Origin of the sequence: Kocuria sp. p3-SID1428 (assembly GCF_025149945.1) — a bacterium.
Lineage (GTDB): Bacteria > Actinomycetota > Actinomycetes > Actinomycetales > Micrococcaceae > Kocuria.
This window is the reverse complement of the sequence record NZ_JALXVH010000022.1, coordinates 12,069-37,086: the sequence shown is the minus strand read 5'-3', so window position 1 is coordinate 37,086 and position 25,018 is coordinate 12,069. Positions and strand designations below refer to the sequence as shown.

The following is a 25,018-nucleotide window of genomic DNA, read 5'->3' as shown; positions in this document are numbered from 1 at the left end:
CGCCCGCTACTGTGGGGGCCGGCTGAACATCGAAGGCCTCGTCTCGGGGCAGATCCTCAGGAGAACCCTTGACCACGTTCCACGACTTCAGCGCCGACACCATCGCCGGCTCGCAGGATGTCTTCGACCGCTTCGCCGGTCAGGTCGTGCTGGTCGTCAACACCGCCAGCGAGTGCGGGCTGACGCCGCAGTACGACGGCCTGCAGAAGCTGCAGGACGAGTACAAGGACCGCGGCTTCACCGTGCTCGGCTTCCCGTGCAACCAGTTCGGCGGGCAGGAGCCCGGCGATGAGGAGCAGATCCAGCAGTTCTGCCGCACCGAGTTCTCCGTCGACTTCCCGCTGTACAAGAAGGTCGATGTCAACGGGATCGACGCCCACCCGCTGTGGGCCTGGCTCAAGTCCCAGAAGCAGGGCGCGGACGGCGCGGACATCGAGTGGAACTTCGCCAAGTTCCTGATCGATGGCGACGGCCGCGTGGTCGAGCGCTACGCCCCCACCACCACCCCGGGACAGCTGCGCGGTGACATCGAGCAGCTGCTGAGCTTGGACGACGAGCAGGGCTGATCCCCCTCGATGTCCTCCGCCTCGTCCGCACCCGGCGACGCTGATGCCCCGGCCGACCGCGGCCCCCTGATCCAGGGCGGGCGGCTCGGCCGGGTCCTGGGCGCGATCGAGGTGCTCGGCAACCGCCTGCCGCACCCGTTCTGGCTGTTCGCGCTGCTGGCGGCGCTGATCGTCCCGCTCTCGGAGCTGCTCGCCCGCATGGGCGCAAGCGCCGTGGACCCCACCACCGGAGAGACCGTGGCGGTGACGAGCCTGCTCAACGGCGAGGGCCTGCGACGCATCGTCGCCGAGGTGGTCCCGAACGTTGTCGAGTTCCCGCCGCTGGGCGTGGTGCTCGTCGTGATGCTGGGCGTGGCGGTGGCCGACGGCGCCGGGCTGATCACCACGGCTCTGCGGATCGTGGTGGCCAAGGTGCCCGCCCGCTGGCTGACCTTCGTTCTGGCGCTGGCCGGTGTCACCGGCTCGATCGCCTCCGATGCGATCACCGTGGTGCTCATCCCGCTGGGGGCGGCGGCGTTCAAGGCGGCGGGCCGCTCGGCGGTGCTGGGCGCCGTCGTCGCGTTCGCCTCGGCCTCCGCGGGCTTCAACGCCTCGCTCGTGGTGAACCTGACCGACCCCCTCCTGGGCGGGATCTCGACGTCGGCGGCGCAGCTGGTGGATCCCGACTACCAGGTCTCCCCCATCGCGAACTACTACTTCTCTGCGGCCTCCGCCGTGATGCTCGCCCTGCTCATCACCTTCGTGACCGAGCGCGTGCTGACCCGGATGACGGCCCGGATCCACGAGGCGGAACTGGCCGCCGAGCGCGACGGCACCGCCGAGGTCGGCGACGAGGACGACGAGAACCCGCAGATCTCCCAGGAGAATCTGCGCAGCTATCAGCCGCAGGAGATCCGCGGCCTGAGGTGGGCGGGCCTGGCCAGCGTCGTGTACGTGGCGCTGTACTTCCTGGCCCTGCTGCTGCCGTTCTCGCCGCTGCGCGGCCTCGAGGAGACCGGCGCGCTGAGCTCGGTGCTGATCACCGACATCTCGGGACCGATCGCCCTGCTGTTCCTGGTCGCGGGCATCGCCTACGGGATCCCCGCCGGCACGATCCGCTGCTTCGCCGACGTCCCCGAGCTCATGGCCCGGGGCCTGCGCGACATCGCCGGGCTGCTGGTCCTGCTCGCGGCTGCAGCGCAGTTCATCGCGTTCTTCACCTGGACCGGCATGGGCACCGTGATCGCGATCCGCGGCTCGGATCTGCTCGAGGCCGCCGGGCTCCCGCTGCCGCTGCTGTTCTTCTGCGTGGTCCTGGTCGTCGCGGTGCTCAACCTCGTGCTGACCTCGGGCTCCGCGCAGTACACCCTGGTGGCCCCCGTCATCGTGCCGATGTTCATGTACCTGGGGGTGAACCCGGAGACCACCCAGATGCTGTACCGCATCGGGGATTCCTCGTTCAACATCATCACTCCGCTGAACGCGTTCTTCGTCCTGACGCTCGGCGTGGTCCAGCAGCGGCTGCAGCGTGCCGGAATCGGCACGCTGATGTCCCTGCTGCTGCCGTTCGCACTGTCGATCCTGGTCGTGTGGTTCCTGTTCTTCCTGCTGTGGTGGAGCCTCGGGATACCGCTGGGTCCGGGGGCTCCGGCCCTCTGAGCCGACGGCCTCCGGGCAGCGGCGCGCGTCCGTCGCCGGGAGTCGCCTCTGCAGGGCTTCAGCGGAGGAACGCCTGCAGAGGCGACCGCTCGCGGGAGATGAAGAAGGGGTTGGGTCGCGTGAGGATCGCGACCCGGCCCCTTCGTCGTTCGGAGCCCGCCCGGCCCCGCTCCATCGGGAGGAGCCCGGGGGAGCCTCTCCCGGAGCGAGGCCCGGCGCCCGAGGGGAGACGCCGGCCGGATCCGGAGGGTCCGGGACGCCTCGAGCGGGTCTGCCCACCCGTTGCCCGAGGCGTCCCGGAGTGTGCACCGACCCGGTCTCTGCCCACCGGGGGGTGCGATGCGCCGCGGCCCACCAGCCGCAGCGCCCGATCCGCGCGCGCTCCTCCGACTGCCCATCAGGAGGCGCTCGACGCGCTCGACGAGCCCGTCCGCCAGGACGGCCGCGCCGAGTGATCGGGAGGGCCCTTGCGAGCTCTCACAGTGAAGACCGGCGAGGCCCCGGTTCGTGACGCGGTTTCCGAAAGAATTTCTCCGGCGCCTTCGAGCGGGCGCGGACATGGCGAAGGCCGCCCTCTGGGGGAAGGACGGCCTTCGTGGTGGGGCCGGAGCGTCCGGGGAGGCTCTGCCCTGCCTCCACCCGGACGCTCCGGGATTCCAGGGGGTTCGGGCTCTGCCCTGCCCGATCCCCTGCTCGGCGCTGCGACTGCCCATCGCCGCGCCCGGCCCTCCTCCGTGCCGTGACTGCCCATCAGCGGCTTCGTCGAGGCGGACCGTGAGGCCCTCCCGCAAGGGGAGGACCGGCATCTCTCCGCACCGGTGGTGCAAGAGCTCTCGCGAGCTCTCACGGGTAAGACCTGTGAGGCACGGGATCGTGACGCGGTTTCGCCGAAAGATTCTCAAGATTCTTCTCGACTCATCTGAACCGGTGTAGTCTCACATATGTATGTGTGTCATCTCACATGCTTCCACGGATCGTCCGGCACGTACCTGCCGGGAAGAGAGCGAGAACCACCATGGCGACTGTTTCGTATGACCGCGTGACCTGCCAGTACCCCGGGGCCGAGCACCCCTCCGTCTCCGAGCTCAGCCTGGACATCGCCGACGGCGAATTCCTGGTGCTCGTAGGCCCGTCCGGCTGCGGCAAGTCCACGACCCTGCGCATGCTCGCAGGCCTCGAAGACGTCACCCGCGGCTCCATCCTCATCGGCGATCAGGACGTCACCGACGTCGACCCCCGCGACCGCGACATCGCCATGGTCTTCCAGAACTACGCCCTCTACCCCCACATGACGGTGGCCGAGAACATGGGCTTCGCGCTGAAGATCGCCAAGGTCCCCGCCGACGAGCGCCGGGCCAAGGTCGAAGAAGCCGCCAAGATCCTCGACCTCACCGAGTACCTGGACCGCAAGCCCAAGAACCTCTCCGGCGGACAGCGCCAGCGCGTGGCCATGGGCCGAGCCATCGTGCGCTCCCCCAAGGTCTTCCTCATGGACGAGCCCCTGTCCAACCTCGATGCCAAGCTGCGCGTGCAGACCCGCACCCAGATCGCCTCCCTCACCCGACGCCTGGGCGTGACCACCGTCTACGTCACCCACGACCAGACCGAGGCCATGACCATGGGCGACCGGGTGGCCGTGCTCAAGGCCGGCAAGCTCATGCAGGTCGACACCCCGGCCAACCTCTACGACCGCCCCGCCAACGAGTTCGTGGCCGGATTCATCGGCTCCCCGGCCATGAACCTGCTGCGCAGCGCCCCGGATGACCAGGGCGTGCTGGCACTGGGCACCACCCGTCTCCAGCTCACCGACGCCCAGCGCCAGGCCCTCACCGGCACCGAGGTCACCGTGGGCATCCGCCCCGAGAACCTCTCACTGGCCCCGGAGGGCGAAGGCATCCCCGTGACCGTCCAGGCCGTCGAGGAGCTCGGCGCCGACGCCTACATCTACAGCACACTGGCACCGGTCACCGCAGCCAACCAGATCGTCACCACCCACTCCTCGGCCGCCGAGGAGGAGACCGCCGACGAAGACCACGCCCCCGAAGGCATCACCATCCGCACCAGCGGACGCTCCGCCGTCAAGGTCGGCGACACCATCTGGACCACCCCGGCCCTGGACCGCCTCCACCTCTTCGACACCGCCTCCGGCCAGCGGCTCCCGGACGCTCGCTGATGTCCGTCGACGAGATCCGCGAGATCCCCGATTCCATGCGCGCCAGCGTGCTGCGCGGGGTCGGGGATCTCGTCGTGGAGCAGCGCCCCGTCCCGCAGCCCGGCCCCGGCGAGGTCCTCGTCCGCGTGCTGAGCGTGGGGGTCTGCGGGTCGGACACGCACTACTACGAGCACGGTCGCATCGGGCCCTTCGTGGTGGAGGACCCGCTGGTGCTCGGCCATGAGCCGTCCGGGCGCGTGGTGGGGCTCGGCCCGGACACGGACCCGTCGCTGCTGGGCGCCCGGGTCTCCCTGGAGCCGGGCATCCCCGAGCCGTACTCACCGCAGACGCTGGCCGGCCGCTACAACCTGGACCCGGCGGTGCGCTTCTTCGCCACGCCTCCTGTGGACGGGGTGTTCAGCGAGTACGCCGTGCACCCGGCGGCGTTCTGCCACCGCGTGCCGGATGCGGTCTCGGATGACGCCGCCGCGCTGCTCGAGCCGCTGTCCGTGGGCATCGCGGCCTCGCGGGCCGGACAGGTCCGTCTGGGTTCGCGCGTGCTCGTGGCCGGGGCCGGACCCATCGGCCTGCTGGCGGCCGCGTGCGCCAAGGCCGCAGGGGCCGTCGAGGTGGCCGTGACGGACATGCGCGAGGACCGGCTCGAGGTCGCCGCCTCCTGGGGCGCCGCCCGCACCTGGACCGCCGGCTCCGCTCCGGAGCCGGACAGCACCGACGGAGGCGGGTTCGACGCCTTCATCGACGCCACGGGCGCTGAGCCCGCCGTGCTCGACGGGCTGCACCGTCTGGCTCCGGCCGGGCGCGCCGTTCTGGTCGGCATGGGCGCGGACACCCTGGCCCTGCCGGTCCCGCTCGTGCAGAACCGCGAGCTCGTGATCACCGGGACGTTCCGCTACGCCGGGACGTGGCCCACTGCGGTGGCCATGGCCGCCTCGGGTGCGGTGGACCTGGATTCGCTCGTCACGAGCGTCCACGGCCTCGACGACGTCCAGGCCGCCCTCACCGCCACCCGCACCCCCGGTGCGCTCAAGGCGGTCGTGCGGCCCTGAGCCGCAGGTGAGCACGAGGGCCCCGACAGAGCTGCTCTGCCGGGGCCTCCGCCCGAGACTGGCACCTGCCTCGGACAGGGATCCAGCCGCCGCCGGGGCCGCGACGCTGTGCGGCAGCCGATGCACCGGGCACCCCGCGCATGGACGAGCCCCCGCGGTCGCTGCGCGCAGCGGCCGCGGGGGCTCGTCGTCGACCGGGGGCCGGGTGCCGGCTTACTTGATGGCGCCCATCGACAGGCCGCGCACCAGCTGCTTCTGGGCGACCCAGCCGGCGATGACCACCGGCAGCGAGGCCAGGACGCTGGCGGCGGAGAGCCGAGCCAGGAACAGGCCCTCGCTGGTCATGGTCGACACGAGCATGACCGGGACCGTGGCCGCCTCGACGGCGGTGAGGTTCAGGGCGAAGAAGAACTCGTTCCAGGCGAAGATCACGCAGATCAGCGCGGTCGAGGCGATGCCCGGGGCCACCATGGGGATCAGGATCGTGCGCAGCGTGGTCATCAGCGAGGCGCCGTCGATCTCCGCGGCTTCCAGGACCTCCCGGGGGACCTCCTGGAAGAACGAGCGCATCATCCACACCGCGATCGGCAGGTTCATGGCCGTGTAGAGCAGCACCAGGGTCCAGACGCTGTCCAGGACCTTGAGCTGACCGGCCACGACGTAGATCGGGACGATCACGGCCACGACGGGCAGCATCTTGGTGGAGATGAAGAAGAACAGCACGTCCGAGGTCTTCTCGACCGGGCGGATGCTCACCGCGTAGGCGGCCGGGATGCCGAGCAGCAGGACCAGCAGGGTCGAGGCCACCGTGGCGATCGCGGAGTTGAGCATGTAGTCGCCCAGTCCGGCGTCGATCACCGCGCGGTACTGCTCCAGCGTGGGCGCGAAGAAGAACGTGGGCGGGTTCGTGGCGGCGTCGGCCTCCTGCTTGAACGATGTGAGCACCATCCATGCCACCGGCAGGAAGAACCCGAGGGCCAGCAGCCAGGTGATCAGCGTCAGTGCCGCGCCGCCGATGCCGCCGGAGCCGCGCTTGCGCAGCGGGGGCTCGGGGCGGTCGTCGCGAGCAGGAGCCTGGGAGCTCCAGGGCGCAGAGGTCTCCTCGGCGCAGACGGAGTCGTGGGGCTGTACGGTCATGTCGATCACTGCTCCGTGGTCATGAAGGACTTGAACATCAGACGCAGGGCCCAGGTCGCGATGATGATCGTACCGATCACCACGACCACGCCCATGGCGGCGGCCTGGCCGACGTCGAATCCCAGGAAGGCTCGCTGATAGATGTAGAACGGCAGGTTGGCGCTCTGGGTGCCCGGCCCGCCCGCAGTCATGAGGTAGATCTGATCGAACGTGTTGACCACGTAGATCGCGCCGAGCAGGACGCACAGCTCGATGTAGCGGCGCATGTGCGGCAGCGTGATGAGCACGAAGGACTGGATCCGCGAGGCCCCGTCCACGCGCGCCGCCTCGAGGACGTCGCGGGGCTGGGACTGCAGCCCGGCCAGCAGCAGCAGCATCATGAACGGCGTCCACTGCCACACCAGGGCCACGATCACCGAGAGCCGCGGCATCTGGGAGGTCCAGTCCACCGCGTCGATGCCCACGAGGCCGATCATCCAGTTCACCAGGCCGTAGGACGGGTTGAACATGGACACCGACCACAGCATGGCCGAGGCCACGGGCATGATCAGGAACGGGGTGATCAGCAGGGTGCGGGCCAGGCCGCGGCCCAGGAACGCCCGATCCAGCAGCAGCGCGAAGATCATGCCCAGGATGAGGGCGAAGACCACGCACGCCAGCGTGTAGAGGATCGAGTTCAGCGCGGAGGAGCGGAACGTGGAGTCGGTGAAGATCGCCAGGTAGTTGCGCAGGCCGACGAATCGGTCGGAGTCCTCGTTGAGGAGGTTCCAGGAGCGCAGCGAGTACCAGATGGTGATCAGGAACGGCAGCTGGGTCAGCGCGATCGTGAAGATCAGCGCGGGCAGCAGCGGGAGGCGGCGGCGGAAGGCGTCGCGCTTGGCGCGCTCCTCCACGCTGCGACGGCTCGCGGGCTCGGCGGCCCGGGTGCCCGACGGGGTGGCCACGGTGGACATCTCAGTTGCCTCCAGAGCTGTTGCGGTACACGTCGGCGACGTCCTCGGCGTACTCCTGGGACTGCTCGAGAGCATCGTCGACGCTCTTCTGGCCGGCCACGGCGGCCGACATCTGCTGGCCCACGCGGGTGCCGAGATCCTGGAACTCCGGGATCGCCACGAACTGCAGGCCCTCGTACGGGACGGGGTGCGTCATGGAGGTCTCCTGGGAGGCACCGGCCATGGCGTCGAGGGTGGGCTTGGCGTAGGCCTCGGAGACCTCGGCGTAGCCCTCGAGCTCGTAGGTCGAGTAGCGGCTTCCCGGGGGCACGCGCTCCCAGCCGATCTGCTCACCGACCAGCTTCATGTAGTCCTTGCTGGTCATCCAGGCGATGAACTCCCAGGCCTGGTCCTTCTTCTGCGAGGTCGAGGGGATGGCCAGCGACCAGGAGTAGAGCCAGCCCGCGGCCTCGGTCTCCATGACCGGGGCGGGGGCGTATCCGCTGCGACCGGCGACCGTGGAGGAGGCCGGGTCCTCGATCGAGGAGACCATGGCGGTGGCGTCGTACCACATGGCCGCCTGGCCCTGGCTGTAGCGGGTGATGCAGTCGCCGTAGCCGGAGGTGGCCGCGCCGGGCTGCCCGTGCTCGCGGACCAGATCCACGTAGAACTGCGTGGCCTCCCGGGTGGCGTCCGAGGTCAGGGTGGGGTTCCAGTCCATGTCGAACCAGCCGCCGCCGAACGTGTTGTACACAGTGGTCAGCGGGGCCATGATCTCGCCCCAGCCGGCCAGCCCGCGCAGGCAGATCCCGGAGATGTCCTGGTCGGGATCGGCCAGCTCGGCGGCGAACTCGCCGATCTGCTCCCAGGTGGGCTTCTCCGGCATCTCGAGGCCCTTGGCCGCGAAGAGATCCTTGTTCCACACCAGGAACGACGACTCCCCGTAGAAGGGCACGGCGTAGAGGCTGTCCTGATAGCTCAGGGCCGCGCGCACTGAGTCGATGAAGTCCTCGGGGTCGTAGCCCTCGGTCGCCTCCGCGTACGGCTGGAGGTTCTCGATCCAGCCGTTGGCCGCCCAGATGGGGGGTCTCGTAGTTGGAGATCATGACGACGTCGAACTCGCCGCCGCCGGTGGCCACGGAGGCCGTGATCTTGGCACGGGCCTCGTTCTCCGGCAGGGAGACGAAGCGGACCTTGATGTCCGGGTGCTCGCGCTCGAATTCGGCCTGCAGGGAGATCGCATCCTGCATCTGCGGGTTGGAGACGATGGCGACGACGATCTCGTCGCCCTGGGAGGAGCCGCAGCCGGTCAGGGCCAGGGCGGAGAGACCGAGGGTCCCGCCGAGCAGCTGGCGCCTGCCCACGGACCACGGCGGGCTGTGCGGCGAGGTGGGTCGAGGACTCATGGATACCTCTGTGGATTCATACGGGCGCGGACAGCGACATCCGCGCCGAGAGGCAGAAGGCCTGGTCCGGGCGGGCAGTCGCCTCGCCCCAGCGCTTCTCACGTGAGTGTTCTATCCCGCTCATGTGAGTGTGATGTTAGTCATATAGACTCAGCTGGGCAACACCCGACCTCACAGATGTGGCCCCCATGACCTCGAACACACCCGCATCGCCCGCCGACGCCTCCCCCTCCTCAGGCGCCGACGACCGCGCCCACCTCACGCTGCTGGCCGAGATCAGCCGCGCCCACTTCCTGGATCAGAAGTCCAAGGTCCAGATCGCCCAGGAGCACGACATCTCGCGCTTCCAGGTCGCCGCCCTCGTGCAGGAGGCCCGAGACCGCGGCATCGTGCGCATCACCGTCGCCGTGCCCTCGGACGGCCGCGATCAGCAGAGCGCGCAGGCCCTGGGCATCGCGGAGCTGACCTCGACCGAGCCGGCCGACACTGCCCGCGGCACCGAGGCCCTGGCCCGCGCGCTCGCCGCCTCGGTGGCCGAGCACGCCGCAGGCCAGACCGCCGTGGGGATCTCGTGGTCGCGCATCATCCATGCCATGGCCCCGCATCTGCCCGACCTCGCGGACAGCGTGGTGGTCCAGCTGGCCGGCGCGATCGCCTACCCGGACTCCACCGAGGCGGTCCCCCGACTGCTGAGCACGCTGCGCGCCAAGCAGACGCTGCCGCTGTGGGCGCCGCTGGTGGCCGGCGAGGGCGCCGCAGCGCTGCGCGGGACCCCGGAGATCGCCCGCACCCTGGCCCAGGCCGGCGATCTGGACCTGGCGGTCTTCGCGATCGGCGCCTGGGCACCCGGCCAGTCCACCGTGTGGGACCGCATCCCGGAGCAGGACCGCCAGCAGGCCCTGGCCGCCGGCGCGGTCGCCGAGATCTCCGGGCACCTGATCGACGCCGACGGCGCACCGGTCGAGGGTCCCGTCGAGGACTCCGTGATCGCGGCATCGCTGGCCGATCTGCGTGCGGCCCGTCGCCGGATCGCGGTCGCTCACGGAGCGGAGCGCGCACCGGCCGTACTGGCGGCGGTGCGGGCCGGGCTGGTCGACATCCTGGTCTGCGACATCCCGCTGCGCGACGCCCTGACCGAGCTCGCGGGGCGGTGAGCGGGCGGCCGTCGAGCCTGCGCCGGCACCGCAGAGCCGAGGCCGACCGAGCGCCCCGGGAGCCGCCGCAGGCCCCTGCGATGTGACGCAGACCGCTAGGCTGGAGCGTCAGAGAGTCTCGGCAGAGGAGCTGGAGTGAGCATCAGCGGAACCGTCATCGGGGTGGACTCCTCCACCCAGTCCTGCAAGGTCATGGTCGTCGACGCCGCCACGGGGCAGATCCTCTCTCGCGGCTCCGCCCCGCACCCGGACGGGACCTCGGTGGACCCCCGGGAATGGACCAAGGCGCTGAATCAGGCCTGGGACGCCGCCGGAGCCCGCGAGCGCTCGGACGTGCTGGGCGTGGGCGTCTCCGCGCAGCAGCACGGCATGGTGGCCCTGGACTCGGCCGGCGCGCCGGTCCACGACGCCCTGCTGTGGAACGACGTCCGCAGCGCCCCACAGGCCCGGGCCATGGTCGAGGAGCTCGAGATCTCCGGCTGGGTCGAGGCCACCGGCTCCGCGCCCGTCACCTCCATCACGCTGACCAAGCTGGCCTGGCTGCGCGAGAACGCCCCGGAGGCCGCGGCACGCGTTGAGCGCGTGGGCCTGCCGCACGACTGGCTGGTCTCAGAGCTGACCGGCGGCGCCTGGATCACGGACCGCTCCGAGGCCTCGGGCTCGGGCTGGTTCGACCCCGCCTCCGGCTCGATCCGCGAGGACCTCCTGGAGCGCTGGTTCGGGGCGGCCCCGCAGGTCCCCGAGGTCCTCGCACCCCACGCCTCCGCCGGCACCATCACCTCGGACTGGCTCCCGAACAGCCCCGGCGCGGTGGTCTCGGCCGGGTGCGGAGACAACGCCGGCGGCGGGCTCGGCCTGGGCATCGGCCACGGCGATGTCGTGGTCTCGGTCGGCACCTCGGGCACGGTCTTCGCCCACAGCCCGCACCCGATCGCGGACCCCACGGGCGTCACCTCGGGATTCGCCGACGCCACCGGCGCCTACCTGCCCCTGCTGTGCACGCTCAACGCCGCCCGGGTCATGGCCAGGACCTCGGACCTGCTCGGCACCGACCTGGACGAGTTCGACGCCCTCGCGGCCGCCGGCGACCCAGACTGCTCGGGGCTGACGCTGCTGCCGTACCTGGACGGCGAGCGCACCCCCAACCTCCCCGACGCCGGCGGGCGCTGGCACGGCGTCACGGGCGCCTCGCTCACGCGCGAGAACATGGCCCGCAGCTCGGTGCTGTCCGTGGCGAACTCGCTGGCCGACTGCCTCGAGGTGCTGCGGACCCTGGACGTCCCGATCGAGCGCGCCCTGCTGATCGGCGGCGGCTCGCGCTCCGCCACTCTGCGCACGGCCCTCACCCATGTGCTCGGCGTCGACATCGACGTCCCCGCCCCGGATGAGTACGTCGCCCTCGGCAGCGCGCGCCAGGCCTACTGGGCCGCACAGGGCGAGCTGCCCGCCTGGACCGCCGGCACCGAGGGCTCCCAGCACCTGCCCGCCGTCCAGGACGACGGCGCCGACGCCTTCCGCGCCCGCTACAGCGCCATGCGCCGCCAGCTCGAGGACGAGCTGGCCGGCTGAGCCCTGCCGCGCAGGAGCCGCATCGGCTCCTGCGCATGTCCCCGCTCATGGCACAGGCCCCCGCCCCGGACGCGTTCGATGCGTCTCGGTGCGGGGGCCTGCGTCGTGCTCGCGGCCCGTCCCGCCGTCGCCCCTCCCGCCCGCTTCCGCGGACAGGGACGACGGCTGCGGCGGATCAGGCGGCCGGGCGCCCCACGACCTCCAGGACCTCCTCGAGCGTCGCGCGGGCGCCGCGCGAGCGGAAGCCGCGCAGGGCGCGCAGGTACGGCTCCGTGAAGGCCTCCTGCTGGGCGAGGTCCCCGAAGAGCTCCTCGTTGCGCAGGAAGGACAGCTCGTCCTCGTCGTGGTGAGAGGCGGCCTCGATCACGGCGTCGCGGCGGGGATCGACGATCTCGAACGGACGGCCGTTCTCGTCGGCGCCCTCGGCGTAGCGCGCCCAGGAGGCCACGATCGTGGCGGAGAGCTCGACCGGGCGACCGGTCTCGAGGTTCTCGCGGATCACCGGCACGAGCCACTTGGGGATGCGGTCCGAGGCCTCGGCGCACAGGCGGGCCAGGGTGTCGCGGATCTCCGGGTTCGCGAAGCGCTCGATGAGCGTCCTGCGGTAGTCGTCCAGGTCCACGCCCGGGACCTCGCGCAGCGTGGGAGTGGCCTCGAGCTCCATGTAGGCCAGCAGGTAGGCCACGTACAGCGGGTCGGAGCAGACCTCGTGCGCGTACTCGAGCCCGGCCAGGCGGCCCGGGTAGCACAGCGCCTGGTGGGAGGCGTTGAGCAGGCGCAGCTTCATGAGCTCGTAGGGCTCGACGTCCTCGACGAGCTGCACACCGGCCTTCTCGAAGGCGGGGCGGCCCGGGGCGCCGTCGGGGCCCGGGACGAAGTGGTCCTCGAGCACCCACTGGAAGAAGGGCTCGCACACGACCGGCCAGGCGTCCACCCGCCCGGTGTCCGCCAGGACGTTCTCGCGGTCGGCGTCGGTGGTCACCGGGGTGATGCGATCGACCATGGAGTTCGGGAACGGGACGTTCTCGCGGATCCAGGCGGCCAGCTCGGGATCGACCAGCTCGGCGAAGGCCACGAACTGCAGGGCGGCGGTGTCGCCGTTGCCCTGGATGTTGTCGCAGGACATGACGGTGAAGGGGGCGGTCCCCCGCTCGCGGCGCACCCGCAGAGCCTCCACGACCAGGCCGAAGACCGAGCGCAGCTCACCCTCCCCGGAGCCGCGCAGGACCTCGAGGTCATGGGCGACGGCCGGCGTGGTCTCGTCGAACAGGCCCGTGGCCTGGTTGAAGTTGTAGCCGCCCTCGGTGATGGTCAGCGACACGATGCGCGTGGCGGGATCCGCCATGAGCTCGACCGCTCCGGCCGGGTCCTCCGGAGCCACGGCCATGGTGCGGATGGAGCCGATCACGCGGTTGTCGCGGTGGCCGTCGGGGTGCTTGACCGCCAGGGTGTAGAGCCCGTCCTGGTCGTTGAGGGCGTCGCGCATGCGGGAGTCGCCGGCCAGGGCGCCGAGGCCCGTGATCGCCCAGCTGTCGTGGCCGCCCTGGGCCAGCAGGTCGTCCATGACGACGGCCTGGTGAGCGCGGTGGAAGCCGCCCACGCCGATGTGGACGATGCCGGTGCTCAGGCCGGAGCGGTCGTAGGCGGGCAGCTCCGCCTGCGTGCCGGGCAGCGAAGCGTCGGCAAGGCGCTGCGCGGGCTCGGACGAGGGAGCGGGTGAGACGGTGTCGGTGGGCATGCGGGCCTCCTGTGGGCAGCGCGGATCCGCGATGACCCGCCCGGCGAAAATATCATCTGAGACGAGACCCAGGCCACATCTGAGACTGAGTTGCCTGCAGCCGCTCAGCTCAGCAGCTGCGGGGCCCAGGCCAGCGCGATCCCCGCTGCGCTGAGCAGGATCACCGCCAGGAAGGCCAGCAGCCACAGCATGGCCGGGACGCCGGTGGCCCGGGCCAGTGCCACGGCATCCGAGGGCAGCCCCAGCGGGTGCTCGTGCTGCACCCGTCGGCTCAGGGCGCCCTGGACGTGGCGCCGGGCCAGCAGCCACCACACCCGCAGCGCGCCGACCCACAGCGCGGTGCCGACCGCGAGCATCAGCCAGCGCCCGATCGCGAGGTCCGCCCACACCAGCGCCAGCAGCAGCGCCGCCGATCCGGTCGTGACCACCCAGGACAGCGCACCGCGCATCACCACCAGGGAGCCCAGCAGCACCAGCGCACTCACGACGGCGGCCACCGGCCAGTGCCCCAGCCCCACCGCGGCGGCCCACACGGCCCCGACGACGGCGGGGAAGGGATAGCCCCAGAAGGTCGACCATGCCGCGCTGGGCCCGGTGCCGAAGGAGTGCGTGACGCCCGAGTGATCGGCCTCGATGCGGATCGTCATGACCCTCCGGCCCACGACCAGCCCCGCCAGCGCGTGGCCGAGCTCATGCACGACCGTGACGACCAGCCCGAACCACCGCCAGGTCCGTCGCGGAAGGCACAGCCCTGCGGCGAGGAGCCCGCACAGCACGAGCACCCAGGCATCTGCCGGTGGCACGGGACGGGCCGCGAGCAGCTCGGTCATCGGCTCAGGGTCATGGGCACGTGCGGGATGCCCACCTCCAGGACCTCATTTCCGCTGCGGACGAATCCGAGCCGCTCGTACCACTGCTCCAGGTGCGACTGGCCCAGCAGCACGACGGGGCGATTCAGCGGCGTCAGGTCCTGGAGCACCAGGCGCATCAGCCGCCCGGCCAGGCCCTTCCCGCGGTGCTCGTGAGCGGTGGCCACCCGGCCGATCGCGATGGCCTCCTCGTGGGCCAGGACGCGCAGGACTGCGGAGGGGCGGCCGTCGATCTCCAGCCAGTGGTGGACGGTGGTCTGCAGGGCATCGAGCTCGTCGATCTCCGTGACCTCGGTGGTCTTCTGCTCCACCACGAAGACGCGCTCGCGCAGCAGCGTGATCGCGTGCATCTGCAGTCCGGTCATCTCCGCCAGCGGCAGGGCCACATGCCGCTCGGCGCTCGGCTGGTCGGCGCTCGGCTGCTCCACGGCGGCCGGCTCCGGATCTTGCCGCTCCGGGGCGGGCTGCCCGGCGGGCTCGGTGCGCCGCCAGCCGCCGGAGTCGGCCTCGATGCGCGCGGGCAGCTCCGGCGTGCAGCCGTGGCGGCGCAGCAGCTCGCGCAGCCGCGCCGGTTCGGCCTCGAGCACCACCGACTCCCCGCGGCGGGCGTCGACCAGCTCGTCCACCAGGGCGTCCTCGGCGGCAGCCCGGCGCAGCGGGTCTTTGCCCTGCGGAAGGCAGACGATCTCCGCCCCCGGCCCGACGGGCCCCAGGACCCTTCCCTCCAGCACGGCGCGCGGATCCTCTCCGAGCAGGAGCACAGCGGGGCACTGCAGATCGGTCATCGGTCTCGTCTTCCTGGGGTCGAGTGCTGAGCGTCCGCGGCCCGGATGCTCATCTGCATTTCATTTGTTCGGAGTTCACTTCACTGTCATGTTGAGACGTGTGCTGCTCCTGGTCCTGATCATGGCCGTTCCCGTGCTGACCGCGCTGGGAACGCAGCAGCTGGCGCGGACCACGATGCCGCCCACTCTGCCCTCCGATCCTGTGAGCACCCGGGTCACGGCGCCGTCGTCGCCCGATCCCGAAGCCTCCGCCCCCGCCCCGACGACCGAGCCGGAGGCGACAGAGGACCCGGCACCCGCCGACGACCGGGAGCAGCAGCAGGCGCCGACATCCGGGCCGGCCGCCCCCGTCGATGAAGAAGAGCACGACGACGAGGACGATCCAGACCTCGAGCCGGAGGACGACGACGGGCCGGACGAGGTCGATCTGGACACCGATTCGGACGGCGAGCAGGACGATGTCCCCGAGGCCGGGACGGTGACGCGATGAGCGCGGACGCTCAGGAGCGCGGATCCAGGGTCTCGGCGCGCTGGCGCATCGTGGGCTGGATCGTGCTGACCACCGCCATCGCCCTGCTGGCCGTCGTGGTGACCATGCGCTCGCTGCTGCAGGGGCAGGTGGATCAGGCCGCCGATGCCGGGATCGTGCAGGAGGTCGAGGAGTTCCGCACGTTCGTCGACGAGGGCGTGGATCCTCGCACCGCGCAGCCCTTCGCCTCGGAGGCCGAGCTCATGGAGCGCTACCTCTCCCGGCAGACCCCGGCCACGCACGAGGCCTTCATCGCGGTGGCCGACGGCGACGTCTCCTACCTGGACAATGCCGCCGACGACGCCGGCGAGCTGCTGGCCGCGGATACCGCCGAGCTCGACAGTCTCCTCGCGGACCCGTCGGCCTCGGGAGTTCGGGACACCGAGCACGGCAGCGTGCGGTGGGGGCGGGTGGACACCGAGGACGGATCGGCCTTCCTGGTCCTGCAGTTCACGGACCCGGCCCACGACGACGTGGATCAGCAGGTCCTGCTGCTCGTGGGCGTGGCCGCCGGCGGGCTGGCGCTCACGGCCCTGATCGCGTGGTTCGCCGCCGGACAGATCCTTCTGCCGGTGCGCCGGATCGCGGCTGTGGCCCAGCGGGTCTCGGGCCACGACCTCTCCCCGCGCGTGCCCGTCGAGGGCCGCGACGACATCTCCAGCACGGCCCAGGCGGTCAACGGCATGCTCGATCGGCTCGAGGATTTCTTCGATCGCCAGTCGCACGTGGCCGCCGAGGTCGAGCGCCATCTCGCCCGCCCCCTGGAGGCCTGTCGTCGGGACCTGGAGACCGGCTCGCAGGGCTCCGACGGGCTGTCGAGCGCCGAGCTGAGCCGCCTCCGGCGCCGCATGCAGGAGATGCAGCGCAGCCTGGCGGATCTGAGCCTGCTCGCCGATGCGCAGCGGCCCGGAGCCCTGCGCATGCGGCCCACGGCCGCGGCCCCGCTGGTGGTGCGCCTGCGCCATGACCTGGCCCAGCGCTTCCCCCGACGCAGCTGGGAGCTCGACGACGCGCCCGATCTCACCGCGCCGATGGATGCCGCCGCCGTGTCGGCTGCCTTGAGCCAGCTGGCGCGCAACGCCGTCGATCACACGGAGGACGGCGAGCGCATCCAGCTCAGCGCTGCCGTCGCCGAGCCGCAGCCGCAGTCGCAGTCGCAGTCGCAGGACGACGAGAACGCCGAGGTCTCGGCGGCGGCACAGGGGCGGGTCCTGCGCCTGTCGGTGACCAACGCGGGTCGGCCGCTGAGCGCCGAGCAGGCCCGGGCCATGATCGAGCAGTACCGCTCGGCCGCGCTGTCCGAGGCCTCCGGCGGCTCGAGCAGCACCGAGGAATCCGCCGACGTGGGCGGCATGGGCCTGGGGCTGGCCGTCGCACGCGCGGTGGCCGATGCCCACGGCGGCAGCCTGTGGGTGGCCTCCGAGCCCGACGGGCGCACCTCGGTCGGACTCGATCTTCCCCTCGTCCAGCCCGATCGGCAGGAGCTCGACGAGACGGACTCCGCCGCGCAGGACCGCGTGGCCGAGGCCATGCGGGTGGAGCGATGAGCGCGCAGACGGGCTCCGTGCGCTGGGCCTCGACCCCTCCGCAGAGCGGCCGCCCCGCGCCGGCGCGCTCGCGCCCCAGGCCGCGCCCGGCCGCGCTGATCCTGGCGGTCGTGATGCTCGTCGCGTGCACGGTGGTGATCCGGGCCTCGGTCCTGGGCGATGAGCTGCCGGCCCACGGCGCCCTGACCCTGTGCGTGTTCTGCGTGGCCGTGTGGCTGTGGATCTTCTCCCCGCTCGAGGACACCTACGTGGCGCTGGGCGCTGCGCTGATCCTGGTCTCCACCGGCGTGGTCGGGGACGAGGACCTCTTCTCCTCGCTCGGCGAGGACACGGTGTGGCTGCTGCTGACCGCTTTCGTGATCGCCGCCGGGGTGACCGCCTCGGGACTGGCCACCCGCGTGGCGGCATTCGTGGTGACCGGCGCTTCCGGGCTGCGCCCGCTGTTCCACCTCACCACGGCGGTGCTGGTCGTCACGGCCTTCGCGATCCCGTCGACCTCCGGACGGGCGGCCCTGGCCCTGCCCGTCTTCGCGGCCATGGCGGCGGTGCTGGCGCCGCACCGGCGGGTGGTGCTGGCGCTGTCCCTGCTGTTCCCGTCGGTCATCCTGCTCTCGGCGGTGGCCTCCTACCTGGGCGCCGGCGCGCATCTGATCACCGCCCAGATCCTGGACGCGGCCGGGCATCGCAGCTTCGGAGTGGCCACGTGGCTGATCCTGGGCCTTCCGCTGGCCGTGGTGTCCTCGCACGTGTGCACCGAGCTGATCCTGCGGCTGTTCACCCGGCGGGAGGACCGGCGCGAGCCCGTCTCGATCAGCCTGAAGGACATGCAGGCGCATTCGGCCTCGCCCATCTCCGGACCTCTGACCACCGCGCAGACCCGCTCGGCCATGCTCGTGGCCGTCGTGGTGGTGCTGTGGTGCTCGGAGCCGCTGCACGGGCTGCACCCGGCGATCGTCGGCCTGCTGGGCGCGCTGCTGGCCGCGAGCCCCCGATGGGGGTCGGTGGACCTGGGCAAGGCGCTGAAGTCCGTGCCGTGGTCGCTGTTCGTGTTCATGGCCGCCACGCTGACGCTGGGCACCGGGCTGGTCGACTCGGGAGCCGCCGACTGGCTGGCCGCCGGAGCTCTCGGCCCCGTCCAGCGGATCGGCCCCGGAGCCCCCATCGCGTTCGTGGTCCTGGTCGTGGTCCTCTCGACCGCCGCGCACCTGGTCATCCAGTCCCGCTCGGCGCGCTCGGCCGTGCTGATCCCCATCGTGGTCGCCCTGGCCCCGGGCCTGGGGGTGGATGCCTCCGCCGCGGCGTTCGCCTCGACGGCGGCGGCCGGGTTCTGCCACACGCTGACCAGCTCCGCCAAGCCCGTGACCCTGTTCTCCGACGTGGAGGACGTCGAGACCTTCCGCCCCGAGCACCTTCTTCGGCTCTCCGCCTGGCTGGCCCCGATCTCGGCAGTGCTGGTGCTCGTCTTCGCCTTCCTGGTCTGGCCCCTCATGGGCCTGCCGCTGTTCCGCTGACCCGCCCCTTCAACACCGAGGAGTCCGATATGACCGCCGCATCCTCCACCGCCTTCGTCCGCCGAGTCCTGGTGGCGCCCTCCGGCTTCAAGGAGTCGCTGGACGCCGAGCAGGTCGCCCGCGCGATCAGCGCAGGAGTCCGCCGCGCCGTGCCCGGCGTGCGCGTGCGCACCGTGCCCGTGGCCGACGGCGGCGAAGGCACGGCCCGCACACTGGCCTCAGCCACCGACGGCGAGCTGATCCCCGCGCGGGTGACAGGGCCCGTGGGTCAGCCGGTCGAGGCGCACTGGGCCCGCCTGGGCGGCGACGCGCGCGGGACCGCCGTCGTGGAGATGGCCTCGGCCGCGGGACTGCGCCTGGTCCCGCACGATCGCCGGGATCCCACGCTCACCACCACCCACGGGGTCGGCGAGCTGATCCGCGCGGCCCTGGAGGACGGGTCGCAGACGATCGTCGTCGGCTGCGGCGACTCCGGGACCTCCGACGGCGGCCTGGGGGCGCTCACGGCCCTCGGCGCCCGGGTGCTGGACGCCGACGGGGAGCCGGTCGGCACCGGGGGCGCGGCGCTCACGGAGGCCCGGAGCCTGGACCTCTCCGGTCTGCACCCGTCGCTGAGCGCCGGCCGCGTGCGCGTGGTCCTGGCCCTGAACCCGCACAACGTGCTGACCGGCGACCATGGCGTCGCCCGGGTCTTCGGCCCGCAGAAGGGCGCCACGGCGCAGCAGGTCGAGCAGATGTCGCGCGGGTTCGAGAACTGGGCGGAGATCCTGGGCCGCGACGGCCTCAAGCGGACCCGGGACCGCGACTTCGCCCTGGGCCCCGGCACCGGGGCCTCGGGAGGCCTCGGCGCCGGCATGGCGGCCATCGGCGCCGAGCTGGTGCCGCGCTTCGAGGCGCTGCTGGACTCGGGGCTGGCCGGGATCGACCTGGACAGCTCGATCCGCGGCGCCGACCTGGTCATCACCGCCGAGGGGGCGATCGACTTCCAGACCCCGCGCGGCAAGGTCCCCGCCGAGGTCGCCCGTCGAGCCTCCGAGCAGGGCGTGCCGGTCATCGGCCTGGCAGGGACCTTGGGCCAGGGATCCGACGCCGTGCACGGGATCGGCATCGACGCCGTCGCCTCCATCCTGCCCGTGCCGATGTCCCTGGCGGAGGCGGTGCGCGACGGCGAGGAGCTGCTGATCGAGGCCACCGAGCGGTTCATGCGCACCCTCATGCTCGGCGCCTCGATCGCCGAGGACCGGCTGGTCGGAGACGACTGGTGAGCTGCGCGGGACCGTCGTCGGATCCGCCCGCGGCGGTCGTGCCGCTCGCGGTCCCCGGCGGCAACCGGCTCCCGCTCCATTGAGGACTGCCGGTGGCGAGCGCCACAATGGGACCATGAGCGAATCGACGATCCAGGATCTGCACGCCGAGGACGGCATCGCCCTCCAGGCCGCGATCGATGCCCCCATCGAGACGGTGTGGAGCTTCCTGCGCGACCCCGCCAACCACGCGCGCATCGACGGCTCGCAGATGGTGCGCGCCGCCGTCGGCCAGGAGCCGCTCGAGCATGTGGGGCAGGTCTTCGTGATGGAGATGCTCTGGACGGACGGCACCACGCAGTACCGCACGGAGAACCACGTCACCCGCTACGACCTCGAGCATCGCCTGGAGTGGCTCGTGGCCGACGAGGGCCAGGAGCCGCAGGGCTGGGCATGGGGCTGGATCCTGCGCTCGACCCCCGATGACACCACCGAGGTGGTCAACTACTGCGACTGGTCCCAGACCTCGGAGCAGACCCGCCAGGCCAAGGGGTTCCCGGTCGTCGAGAAGGAGAAGATCGAGGCCACGCTGCATCGGCTCGCAGACGAGCTGAGCTGAGTCCAGCCGGCCCGGCGCGCCCCGGGGGCGCGGACCGGCGTCCCCGAACGCGCCGTCGACGACGAGGTCGACGGCGTCCTGACCTCAAGGAGCGCACATGATCATCGGAGTCCCCACGGAGACCAAGCCGCAGGAGGGCCGTGTGGCCCTCACCCCGGCCGGCGTCCATCAGCTGGTGGGCCACGGCCACGAGGTCCGCGTCCAGGAGGGCGCCGGGATCGGCTCCAGCATCCCGGACCAGGACTACACCGACGCCGGCGCCGTCCTCGTGCCCGTCGAGGAGACCTGGGCGGCGGAGCTCGTGCTGAAGGTCAAGGAGCCGATCCCCTCCGAGTACGGCTTCCTGCGCGATGACCTCACGCTGTTCACGTACCTGCATCTGGCCGCCAGCCGCGAGCTGACCCAGGCGCTGCTGGACTCCGGCACCACGTCGCTGGCCTACGAGTCCGTGCAGAGCGACCGCGGCGCGCTGCCGCTGCTCGCGCCCATGTCAGAGGTCGCCGGCCGCATGGCCGCCACCGTCGGCGCGAACGCGCTGCTGGCCTCCCACGGCGGCCGCGGCCTGCTGCTGGCCGGGGTCCCCGGTGTGCGCCCGGCGCAGGCCACCGTCATCGGGGCGGGCCAAGCCGGCCGCAATGCGGTGCACCAGCTGGTCGGCATGGGCGCCGACGTCACGGTGCTGGACACCTCGATCGAGGCTCTGCGCGCCATGGACGACCTCTACGGCAACCGCGTGCGCACGGTCGTCTCGACCCCCTACGAGGTCGAGAACTGCGTGCTCGAGGCCGATCTGGTGGTCGGCGCGGTGCTGATCCCGGGCCGCAAGGCCCCGAACGTCGTCACCCACGAGATGGTCCTGAAGATGAAGAAGGGCGCCGTGCTCGTGGACATCGCCGTGGACCAGGGCGGCTGCTTCGAGGACACGCACGCCACCACCCACGACGACCCCACCTTCCAGGTCGGGCCCGCGGTCTTCTACTGCGTGGCCAACATGCCCGGGGCCGTGCCGGCCACCTCCACCGCGGCGCTGACCAACGCGACCCTGCCCTACGTCCTGCAGGTGGCGGACAGCGGGTGGAAGAAGGCCTGCTCCGATTCCCGCGAACTCGAGCGCAGTCTGTCCACCTCCCACGGCAAGCTGCGCAACGCGGACGTCATCGCCGAGTTCCCGGACCTGCCGGCCGCCTGAGGTCCCCGATACGGCGCAGCAGCTCGCGGTGGAACGTGTCATCGCCGGTGAGCTCGGGGTGGAAGGACAGCCCCAGCGCCGTGTCCGTGCCGACCGCCACGATCGGGCCGTCGCCGTCGGGAGCGGTGCCGCGGCGGGCGAGGACCTGGATGCCCTCGCCGACCTCGAGCACCTCGGGGGCCCGGATAAAGGCCCCCGCCACCGGGCCGAGCGAGGTCTGCAGGGTCTCGGCGGTCGAGTCGACCTGGCGCCCGAACGCATTGCGGCGCACCCGGATCCCCAGCGAGGCCAGACTCGTCTGCCCCGGCGCCGGATCCACGATCTCCTCCGCCAGCAGGATCAGCCCGGCGCAGGTGCCCAGGACGGGGAGGCCGCCCTGGAGCAGCTGCGCCAGGCGGTCCCTCATGCCGAAGCGGCGCAGCAGACGGTCCATGGTCGAGGACTCCCCGCCGGGCAGCACGATCCCGTTGAGAGGCTGCTCCAGGGCCGCCGGTGAGCGGACCGTGACCGCGTCAGCGCCCAGACTCTCGAGCATGCGCATGTGCTCGGCGACCCCGCCCTGCAGGGCCAGGACGCCGATGCGCGCGGTGCGGGCGTCGTCGCCGCCGCTGCGGCCCCAGGCGATGTCGGCCCGGGCGCTGTCGCCCCGCGCGTTGTCCCCGGGGCCTCCCCTACGTCTCGGCGCCGCGGCCTCGGGAGCCTCCGGGCTCACCAGCCGCGCTCGGCCAGGCGGTGCGGAGCGGGCAGATCGCCGACGTTGAGCCCCACCATGGCCTCGCCCAGGCCGCGGGAGGCCTCGGCGATCGCGGCGGGGTCGTCGTACTGGGCCGTGGCCTTGACGATCGCCGCCGCGCGCTCGGCCGGGTTGCCGGACTTGAAGATGCCGGAACCCACGAACACGCCGTCGGCGCCGAGCTGCATCATCATCGCAGCATCGGCAGGGGTGGCCACGCCGCCGGCGGTGAACAGCACGACCGGCAGCTTCCCGGTCTCGGCGACCTCGCGGACGATGTCGTACGGGGCCTGCAGCTCCTTGGCGGCCACGAACAGCTCGTCGGGGTTGGAGCGGAAGGTCGCCTGGAGGTCTGCGATCTGCTTGCGGATGGTGCGGATGTGCTTGGTGGCCTCGGAGACGTCGCCCGTGCCGGCCTCGCCCTTGGAGCGGATCATGGCCGCGCCCTCGGCCAGGCGGCGCAGCGCCTCGCCCAGGTTGGTCGCACCGCACACGAACGGGACGGTGAAGCCGTGCTTGTCGATGTGGTGGGCGTAGTCGGCGGGGCTGAGGACCTCGGACTCGTCGATGTAGTCCACACCGAGCGACTGCAGGACCTGGGCCTCTACGAAGTGGCCGATGCGGGCCTTGGCCATGACCGGGATCGAGACGGTCTCGATGATGCCGTCGATCAGATCCGGGTCGGACATGCGGGCCACGCCGCCCTGGGCGCGGATGTCGGCCGGCACACGCTCGAGCGCCATGACGGCCACGGCACCGGCGTCCTCGGCGATGCGGGCCTGCTCCGGGGTGACGACGTCCATGATGACGCCGCCCTTGAGCATCTCGGCCAGGCCTCGCTTGACGAGGGGCGATCCGGTGGAGGCAGTGGTGTTCTCAGTCATGCCGAGCATGGTGTCCCGGCTTACTGGTCCACCACAAGATCCACTTCCTGCCGCTTCGAAAGGACCAGTGCGGCAGACTGAGGTCATGACCGCACGTTCCTCCGTGGCGCTGGCCGTGGTGCTCGATCGCTCCGGTGCTCTGCCGCTGCCCGTCCAGCTGGCCGACGGCATCCGCGCCCAAGTCGCCTCCCGCACCCTGACAGCCGGCGACGCACTGCCCTCGACGCGCCTGCTCGCCTCCCGGCTCGGGGTCTCGCGCGGGACGGTCGTGGCCGCCTACGAGCAGCTGATCGGCGAGGGATATCTGCGGGCCGAGCAGGGACGGCCCACCACGGTGCATCCGGGGCTCGAGAGGATCCATCCGCCGTCGTCGACCCGCCGCGCCTCCACAGCCCCTGCGCCCCGCGAGCGGCCGATTCCCCACCCCGCACACATCGACCGGCCGATTCGTCACCTCCCCTCCCGCGACTGGCCGAATGCTCACCGATTCGACGCCGAGACGGTGGGGGATCGGCCGCTCGATGCGGAAGCGGTGCGGAATCGGCCGCTCGCCGGTGAGGAGGACCTGCTCGATCTTCGCCCCGGCCAGCCGGACACCAGCCGCGTCGAGGGGCCCGCGTGGCGAGCGGCCTGGCGCCATGCCGCCGGCCACCCCCTGCCCGTACGACCTGATCCGGCAGGACAGGACGTCCTGCGCCGGGCTTCGGCCGAGCACCTGCGCCTGATGCGCGCCCTCCCGGCGGACCCCGACCGGCTCGTGATCACCGCCGGGGCCCGTGAGGGTCTGAGCCTGCTGCTGGGCGTGCTGTCCGCCCGGGTCGGACGCGCACGGCTGCGCGTGGGGGTCGAGTCGCCCGGCTACCCGACCCTGCGCGCAGCTGTGGAGGCGCTGGGGCACGAGCGCGTCGCCTGCCCGGTCGACGACGACGGCCTGCGCGTGGACCTCCTCCCCGCAGGAGAAGAGGCTCCGGACGCCCTGATCGTGACCCCTAGTCACCAATACCCGTTGGGCGGCTCGCTGAGCCTGCAGCGCCGGCTGGATCTGCTCGAGTGGGCGCAGCGCCATGACGTGCTGATCGTCGAGGACGACTTCGACTCCGAGCTGCGCTATGTCGGCGCCCCGCTGCCCACCCTGTCCGCGCTCGATCCCACGGGCGGGTCCGTGGCTCTGCTCGGCACGTTCTCCGCCCTGCTGAGCCCGGCTCTGGCCACCGGTTATCTCGTGCTGCCCGACTCGCTGCTGGGTCAGGTGCTGGAGCGGCGCCGCCAGCTCGGCGTCCCGGTCTCCGCGGTGACCCAGTCCGCGATCGCCCATCTGCTCGACTCGGGCTATCTGCGCCGCCACACGCGTCGGATGCGCTCGGTCTACGCCCGGCGTCGAGACCGGATCCGGGATGCCTTCGCCGGCACGCAGCGGGCCCGGCTGGCGCCCATGCACGGCGGCGTGGACGTCGTGATCACGACGGACGACGACGAGGCCGCCGTCGTGCGCCGCTGCCGCGATGCCGGGCTGCTGGTGGGCCACCGCTCCGCCTACTGGGGGGCCGCCTCCGATGCCAGCGACGGCGGCATCGTGGTGGGCTTCGCCCGCACCGACGACGCCGTGCTCTCCCGCGTCCTCCCGCAGCTCGTCGCCGCCTGCGAGGCCACCCCCACCCACCCCACCCCGCCGAGTGGATAGCCAGTTGCGCTGTTCGCCCCGATAACGCAATTGGGTATCCACTCGGCGGGAGGGGGATGATCGGATTG

At 71.9% G+C, this 25,018-nt stretch carries 21 protein-coding genes and 1 pseudogene; 13 read left to right on the top strand and 9 right to left on the bottom strand.

The window, feature by feature from the left end:
* Positions 1-68 precede the first annotated feature (68 nt).
* From M3E84_RS06560 to M3E84_RS06545, 4 genes are all read left to right on the top strand, one after another.
* Positions 69-566 (top strand): glutathione peroxidase, encoded by a 498-nt coding sequence (locus M3E84_RS06560; protein ID WP_259895417.1) that lies wholly within the window; start codon positions 69-71, stop codon positions 564-566.
* A 9-nt stretch (positions 567-575) separates the two neighbouring features.
* Complete coding sequence (locus tag M3E84_RS06555; protein WP_259895416.1) at positions 576-2,204, top strand: AbgT family transporter; 1,629 nt, start codon at positions 576-578, stop codon at positions 2,202-2,204.
* Positions 2,205-3,219: 1,015 nt separating this feature from the next.
* Positions 3,220-4,377 carry an ABC transporter ATP-binding protein gene (locus M3E84_RS06550; protein ID WP_259895415.1) on the top strand — a complete coding sequence of 386 codons (1,158 nt, stop codon included), beginning with the start codon at positions 3,220-3,222 and terminating at the stop codon, positions 4,375-4,377.
* Entirely contained in the window at positions 4,377-5,423 is a 1,047-nt protein-coding gene (locus tag M3E84_RS06545) for an NAD(P)-dependent alcohol dehydrogenase (protein WP_259895414.1), read from the top strand. Before M3E84_RS06550 ends, M3E84_RS06545 begins: the two co-directional genes overlap by 1 nt.
* Positions 5,424-5,636: 213 nt before the next feature.
* On the opposite strand, the gene M3E84_RS06540 is transcribed toward M3E84_RS06545, so the two are convergent.
* The 4 genes and pseudogenes from M3E84_RS06540 to M3E84_RS06525 all read right to left on the bottom strand — a co-directional run.
* Positions 5,637-6,560, bottom strand: coding sequence for a carbohydrate ABC transporter permease (locus M3E84_RS06540; RefSeq protein WP_259895413.1), 924 nt, complete (start codon positions 6,558-6,560; stop codon positions 5,637-5,639).
* A 5-nt stretch (positions 6,561-6,565) separates the two neighbouring features.
* Positions 6,566-7,513, bottom strand: a complete 948-nt coding sequence (locus tag M3E84_RS06535; protein WP_259895412.1) for a carbohydrate ABC transporter permease — start codon at positions 7,511-7,513, stop codon at positions 6,566-6,568.
* Between the two features lies 1 nt (position 7,514).
* Positions 7,515-8,552, bottom strand: a complete 1,038-nt coding sequence (locus M3E84_RS06530) for a sugar ABC transporter substrate-binding protein (RefSeq protein ID WP_259895426.1) — start codon at positions 8,550-8,552, stop codon at positions 7,515-7,517.
* Positions 8,553-8,646: 94 nt separating this feature from the next.
* Positions 8,647-8,742 (bottom strand): annotated as a pseudogene (locus M3E84_RS06525) (hypothetical protein); the annotation flags it as partial.
* 344 nt (positions 8,743-9,086) lie between these two features.
* On the opposite strand from M3E84_RS06525, the gene M3E84_RS06520 reads away from it, so the two are divergent.
* On the top strand, positions 9,087-10,052 hold the full coding sequence (locus M3E84_RS06520; protein ID WP_259895411.1) for a sugar-binding domain-containing protein: 966 nt from the start codon (positions 9,087-9,089) through the stop codon (positions 10,050-10,052).
* 135 nt (positions 10,053-10,187) lie between these two features.
* The gene (locus tag M3E84_RS06515; RefSeq protein WP_259895410.1) at positions 10,188-11,621 is read left to right on the top strand and encodes an FGGY family carbohydrate kinase; all 1,434 of its coding nucleotides are present in this window, start codon (positions 10,188-10,190) and stop codon (positions 11,619-11,621) included.
* Positions 11,622-11,796: 175 nt separating this feature from the next.
* Here M3E84_RS06515 and M3E84_RS06510 read toward each other — a convergent pair whose 3' ends face one another.
* The 3 genes from M3E84_RS06510 to M3E84_RS06500 form a co-directional block, all read right to left on the bottom strand.
* Positions 11,797-13,359 (bottom strand): mannitol dehydrogenase family protein, encoded by a 1,563-nt coding sequence (locus M3E84_RS06510; RefSeq protein WP_259895409.1) that lies wholly within the window; start codon positions 13,357-13,359, stop codon positions 11,797-11,799.
* Positions 13,360-13,463: 104 nt separating this feature from the next.
* Positions 13,464-14,189 carry a M50 family metallopeptidase gene (locus tag M3E84_RS06505; protein ID WP_058871530.1) on the bottom strand — a complete coding sequence of 242 codons (726 nt, stop codon included), beginning with the start codon at positions 14,187-14,189 and terminating at the stop codon, positions 13,464-13,466.
* A complete protein-coding gene (locus M3E84_RS06500; RefSeq protein ID WP_259895408.1) occupies positions 14,186-15,013 on the bottom strand; it encodes a GNAT family N-acetyltransferase in 828 nt (275 codons plus the stop codon). The genes M3E84_RS06505 and M3E84_RS06500 overlap by 4 nt, the downstream gene beginning before the upstream one ends.
* An 88-nt stretch (positions 15,014-15,101) precedes the next feature.
* Between M3E84_RS06500 and M3E84_RS06495 the strand changes: the two genes are divergently transcribed.
* The 6 genes from M3E84_RS06495 to ald all read left to right on the top strand — a co-directional run bounded on the left by M3E84_RS06495 (position 15,102) and on the right by ald (position 21,652).
* Positions 15,102-15,503, top strand: coding sequence for a hypothetical protein (locus M3E84_RS06495; RefSeq protein WP_137802875.1), 402 nt, complete (start codon positions 15,102-15,104; stop codon positions 15,501-15,503).
* Entirely contained in the window at positions 15,500-17,089 is a 1,590-nt protein-coding gene (locus M3E84_RS06490) for a HAMP domain-containing histidine kinase (RefSeq protein ID WP_259895407.1), read from the top strand. The genes M3E84_RS06495 and M3E84_RS06490 overlap by 4 nt, the downstream gene beginning before the upstream one ends.
* Positions 17,086-18,600: an SLC13 family permease gene (locus M3E84_RS06485; RefSeq protein ID WP_259895406.1), complete on the top strand. Its 1,515-nt coding sequence runs from the start codon at positions 17,086-17,088 to the stop codon at positions 18,598-18,600. The genes M3E84_RS06490 and M3E84_RS06485 overlap by 4 nt, the downstream gene beginning before the upstream one ends.
* Positions 18,601-18,629: 29 nt before the next feature.
* Positions 18,630-19,865: a glycerate kinase gene (locus M3E84_RS06480; protein WP_259895405.1), complete on the top strand. Its 1,236-nt coding sequence runs from the start codon at positions 18,630-18,632 to the stop codon at positions 19,863-19,865.
* A 115-nt stretch (positions 19,866-19,980) separates the two neighbouring features.
* Positions 19,981-20,463 carry a polyketide cyclase gene (locus M3E84_RS06475; protein WP_259895404.1) on the top strand — a complete coding sequence of 161 codons (483 nt, stop codon included), beginning with the start codon at positions 19,981-19,983 and terminating at the stop codon, positions 20,461-20,463.
* Between the two features lie 97 nt (positions 20,464-20,560).
* Positions 20,561-21,652: an alanine dehydrogenase gene (gene ald / locus M3E84_RS06470; protein WP_259895403.1), complete on the top strand. Its 1,092-nt coding sequence runs from the start codon at positions 20,561-20,563 to the stop codon at positions 21,650-21,652.
* On the opposite strand, the gene pdxT is transcribed toward ald, so the two are convergent.
* Together pdxT and pdxS are read right to left on the bottom strand one after the other, a co-directional pair.
* On the bottom strand, positions 21,618-22,364 hold the full coding sequence (gene pdxT / locus M3E84_RS06465; protein ID WP_259895402.1) for a pyridoxal 5'-phosphate synthase glutaminase subunit PdxT: 747 nt from the start codon (positions 22,362-22,364) through the stop codon (positions 21,618-21,620). The two genes, ald and pdxT, sit on opposite strands and share 35 nt — an antisense overlap.
* On the bottom strand, positions 22,361-23,269 hold the full coding sequence (gene pdxS, locus M3E84_RS06460) for a pyridoxal 5'-phosphate synthase lyase subunit PdxS (protein WP_259895401.1): 909 nt from the start codon (positions 23,267-23,269) through the stop codon (positions 22,361-22,363). Before pdxS ends, pdxT begins: the two co-directional genes overlap by 4 nt.
* Positions 23,270-23,354: 85 nt before the next feature.
* Here pdxS and M3E84_RS06455 point away from each other — a divergent pair, with 85 nt between their 5' ends.
* Positions 23,355-24,950, top strand: a complete 1,596-nt coding sequence (locus M3E84_RS06455; protein ID WP_259895400.1) for a PLP-dependent aminotransferase family protein — start codon at positions 23,355-23,357, stop codon at positions 24,948-24,950.
* The last annotated feature ends 68 nt before the right edge of the window (positions 24,951-25,018 follow it).

Bases quoted from the DNA above. Each gene is read 5' to 3' on its own strand.
- M3E84_RS06510 (WP_259895409.1), bottom strand. From the start codon at position 13,359: ATGCCCACCGACACCGTCTCACCCGCTCCCTCGTCCGAGCCCGCGCAG.
- M3E84_RS06535 (WP_259895412.1), bottom strand. From the start codon at position 7,513: ATGTCCACCGTGGCCACCCCGTCGGGCACCCGGGCCGCCGAGCCCGCG.
- M3E84_RS06500 (WP_259895408.1), bottom strand. From the start codon at position 15,013: ATGACCGATCTGCAGTGCCCCGCTGTGCTCCTGCTCGGAGAGGATCCG.
- M3E84_RS06495 (WP_137802875.1), top strand. From the start codon at position 15,102: ATGTTGAGACGTGTGCTGCTCCTGGTCCTGATCATGGCCGTTCCCGTG.
- M3E84_RS06520 (WP_259895411.1), top strand. From the start codon at position 9,087: ATGACCTCGAACACACCCGCATCGCCCGCCGACGCCTCCCCCTCCTCA.
- M3E84_RS06505 (WP_058871530.1), bottom strand. From the start codon at position 14,189: ATGACCGAGCTGCTCGCGGCCCGTCCCGTGCCACCGGCAGATGCCTGG.
- ald (WP_259895403.1), top strand. From the start codon at position 20,561: ATGATCATCGGAGTCCCCACGGAGACCAAGCCGCAGGAGGGCCGTGTG.
- M3E84_RS06540 (WP_259895413.1), bottom strand. From the start codon at position 6,560: ATGACCGTACAGCCCCACGACTCCGTCTGCGCCGAGGAGACCTCTGCG.
- M3E84_RS06455 (WP_259895400.1), top strand. From the start codon at position 23,355: ATGACCGCACGTTCCTCCGTGGCGCTGGCCGTGGTGCTCGATCGCTCC.
- M3E84_RS06490 (WP_259895407.1), top strand. From the start codon at position 15,500: ATGAGCGCGGACGCTCAGGAGCGCGGATCCAGGGTCTCGGCGCGCTGG.
- M3E84_RS06475 (WP_259895404.1), top strand. From the start codon at position 19,981: ATGAGCGAATCGACGATCCAGGATCTGCACGCCGAGGACGGCATCGCC.
- pdxS (WP_259895401.1), bottom strand. From the start codon at position 23,269: ATGACTGAGAACACCACTGCCTCCACCGGATCGCCCCTCGTCAAGCGA.
- M3E84_RS06480 (WP_259895405.1), top strand. From the start codon at position 18,630: ATGACCGCCGCATCCTCCACCGCCTTCGTCCGCCGAGTCCTGGTGGCG.
- M3E84_RS06485 (WP_259895406.1), top strand. From the start codon at position 17,086: ATGAGCGCGCAGACGGGCTCCGTGCGCTGGGCCTCGACCCCTCCGCAG.
- M3E84_RS06545 (WP_259895414.1), top strand. From the start codon at position 4,377: ATGTCCGTCGACGAGATCCGCGAGATCCCCGATTCCATGCGCGCCAGC.
- M3E84_RS06555 (WP_259895416.1), top strand. From the start codon at position 576: ATGTCCTCCGCCTCGTCCGCACCCGGCGACGCTGATGCCCCGGCCGAC.
- M3E84_RS06550 (WP_259895415.1), top strand. From the start codon at position 3,220: ATGGCGACTGTTTCGTATGACCGCGTGACCTGCCAGTACCCCGGGGCC.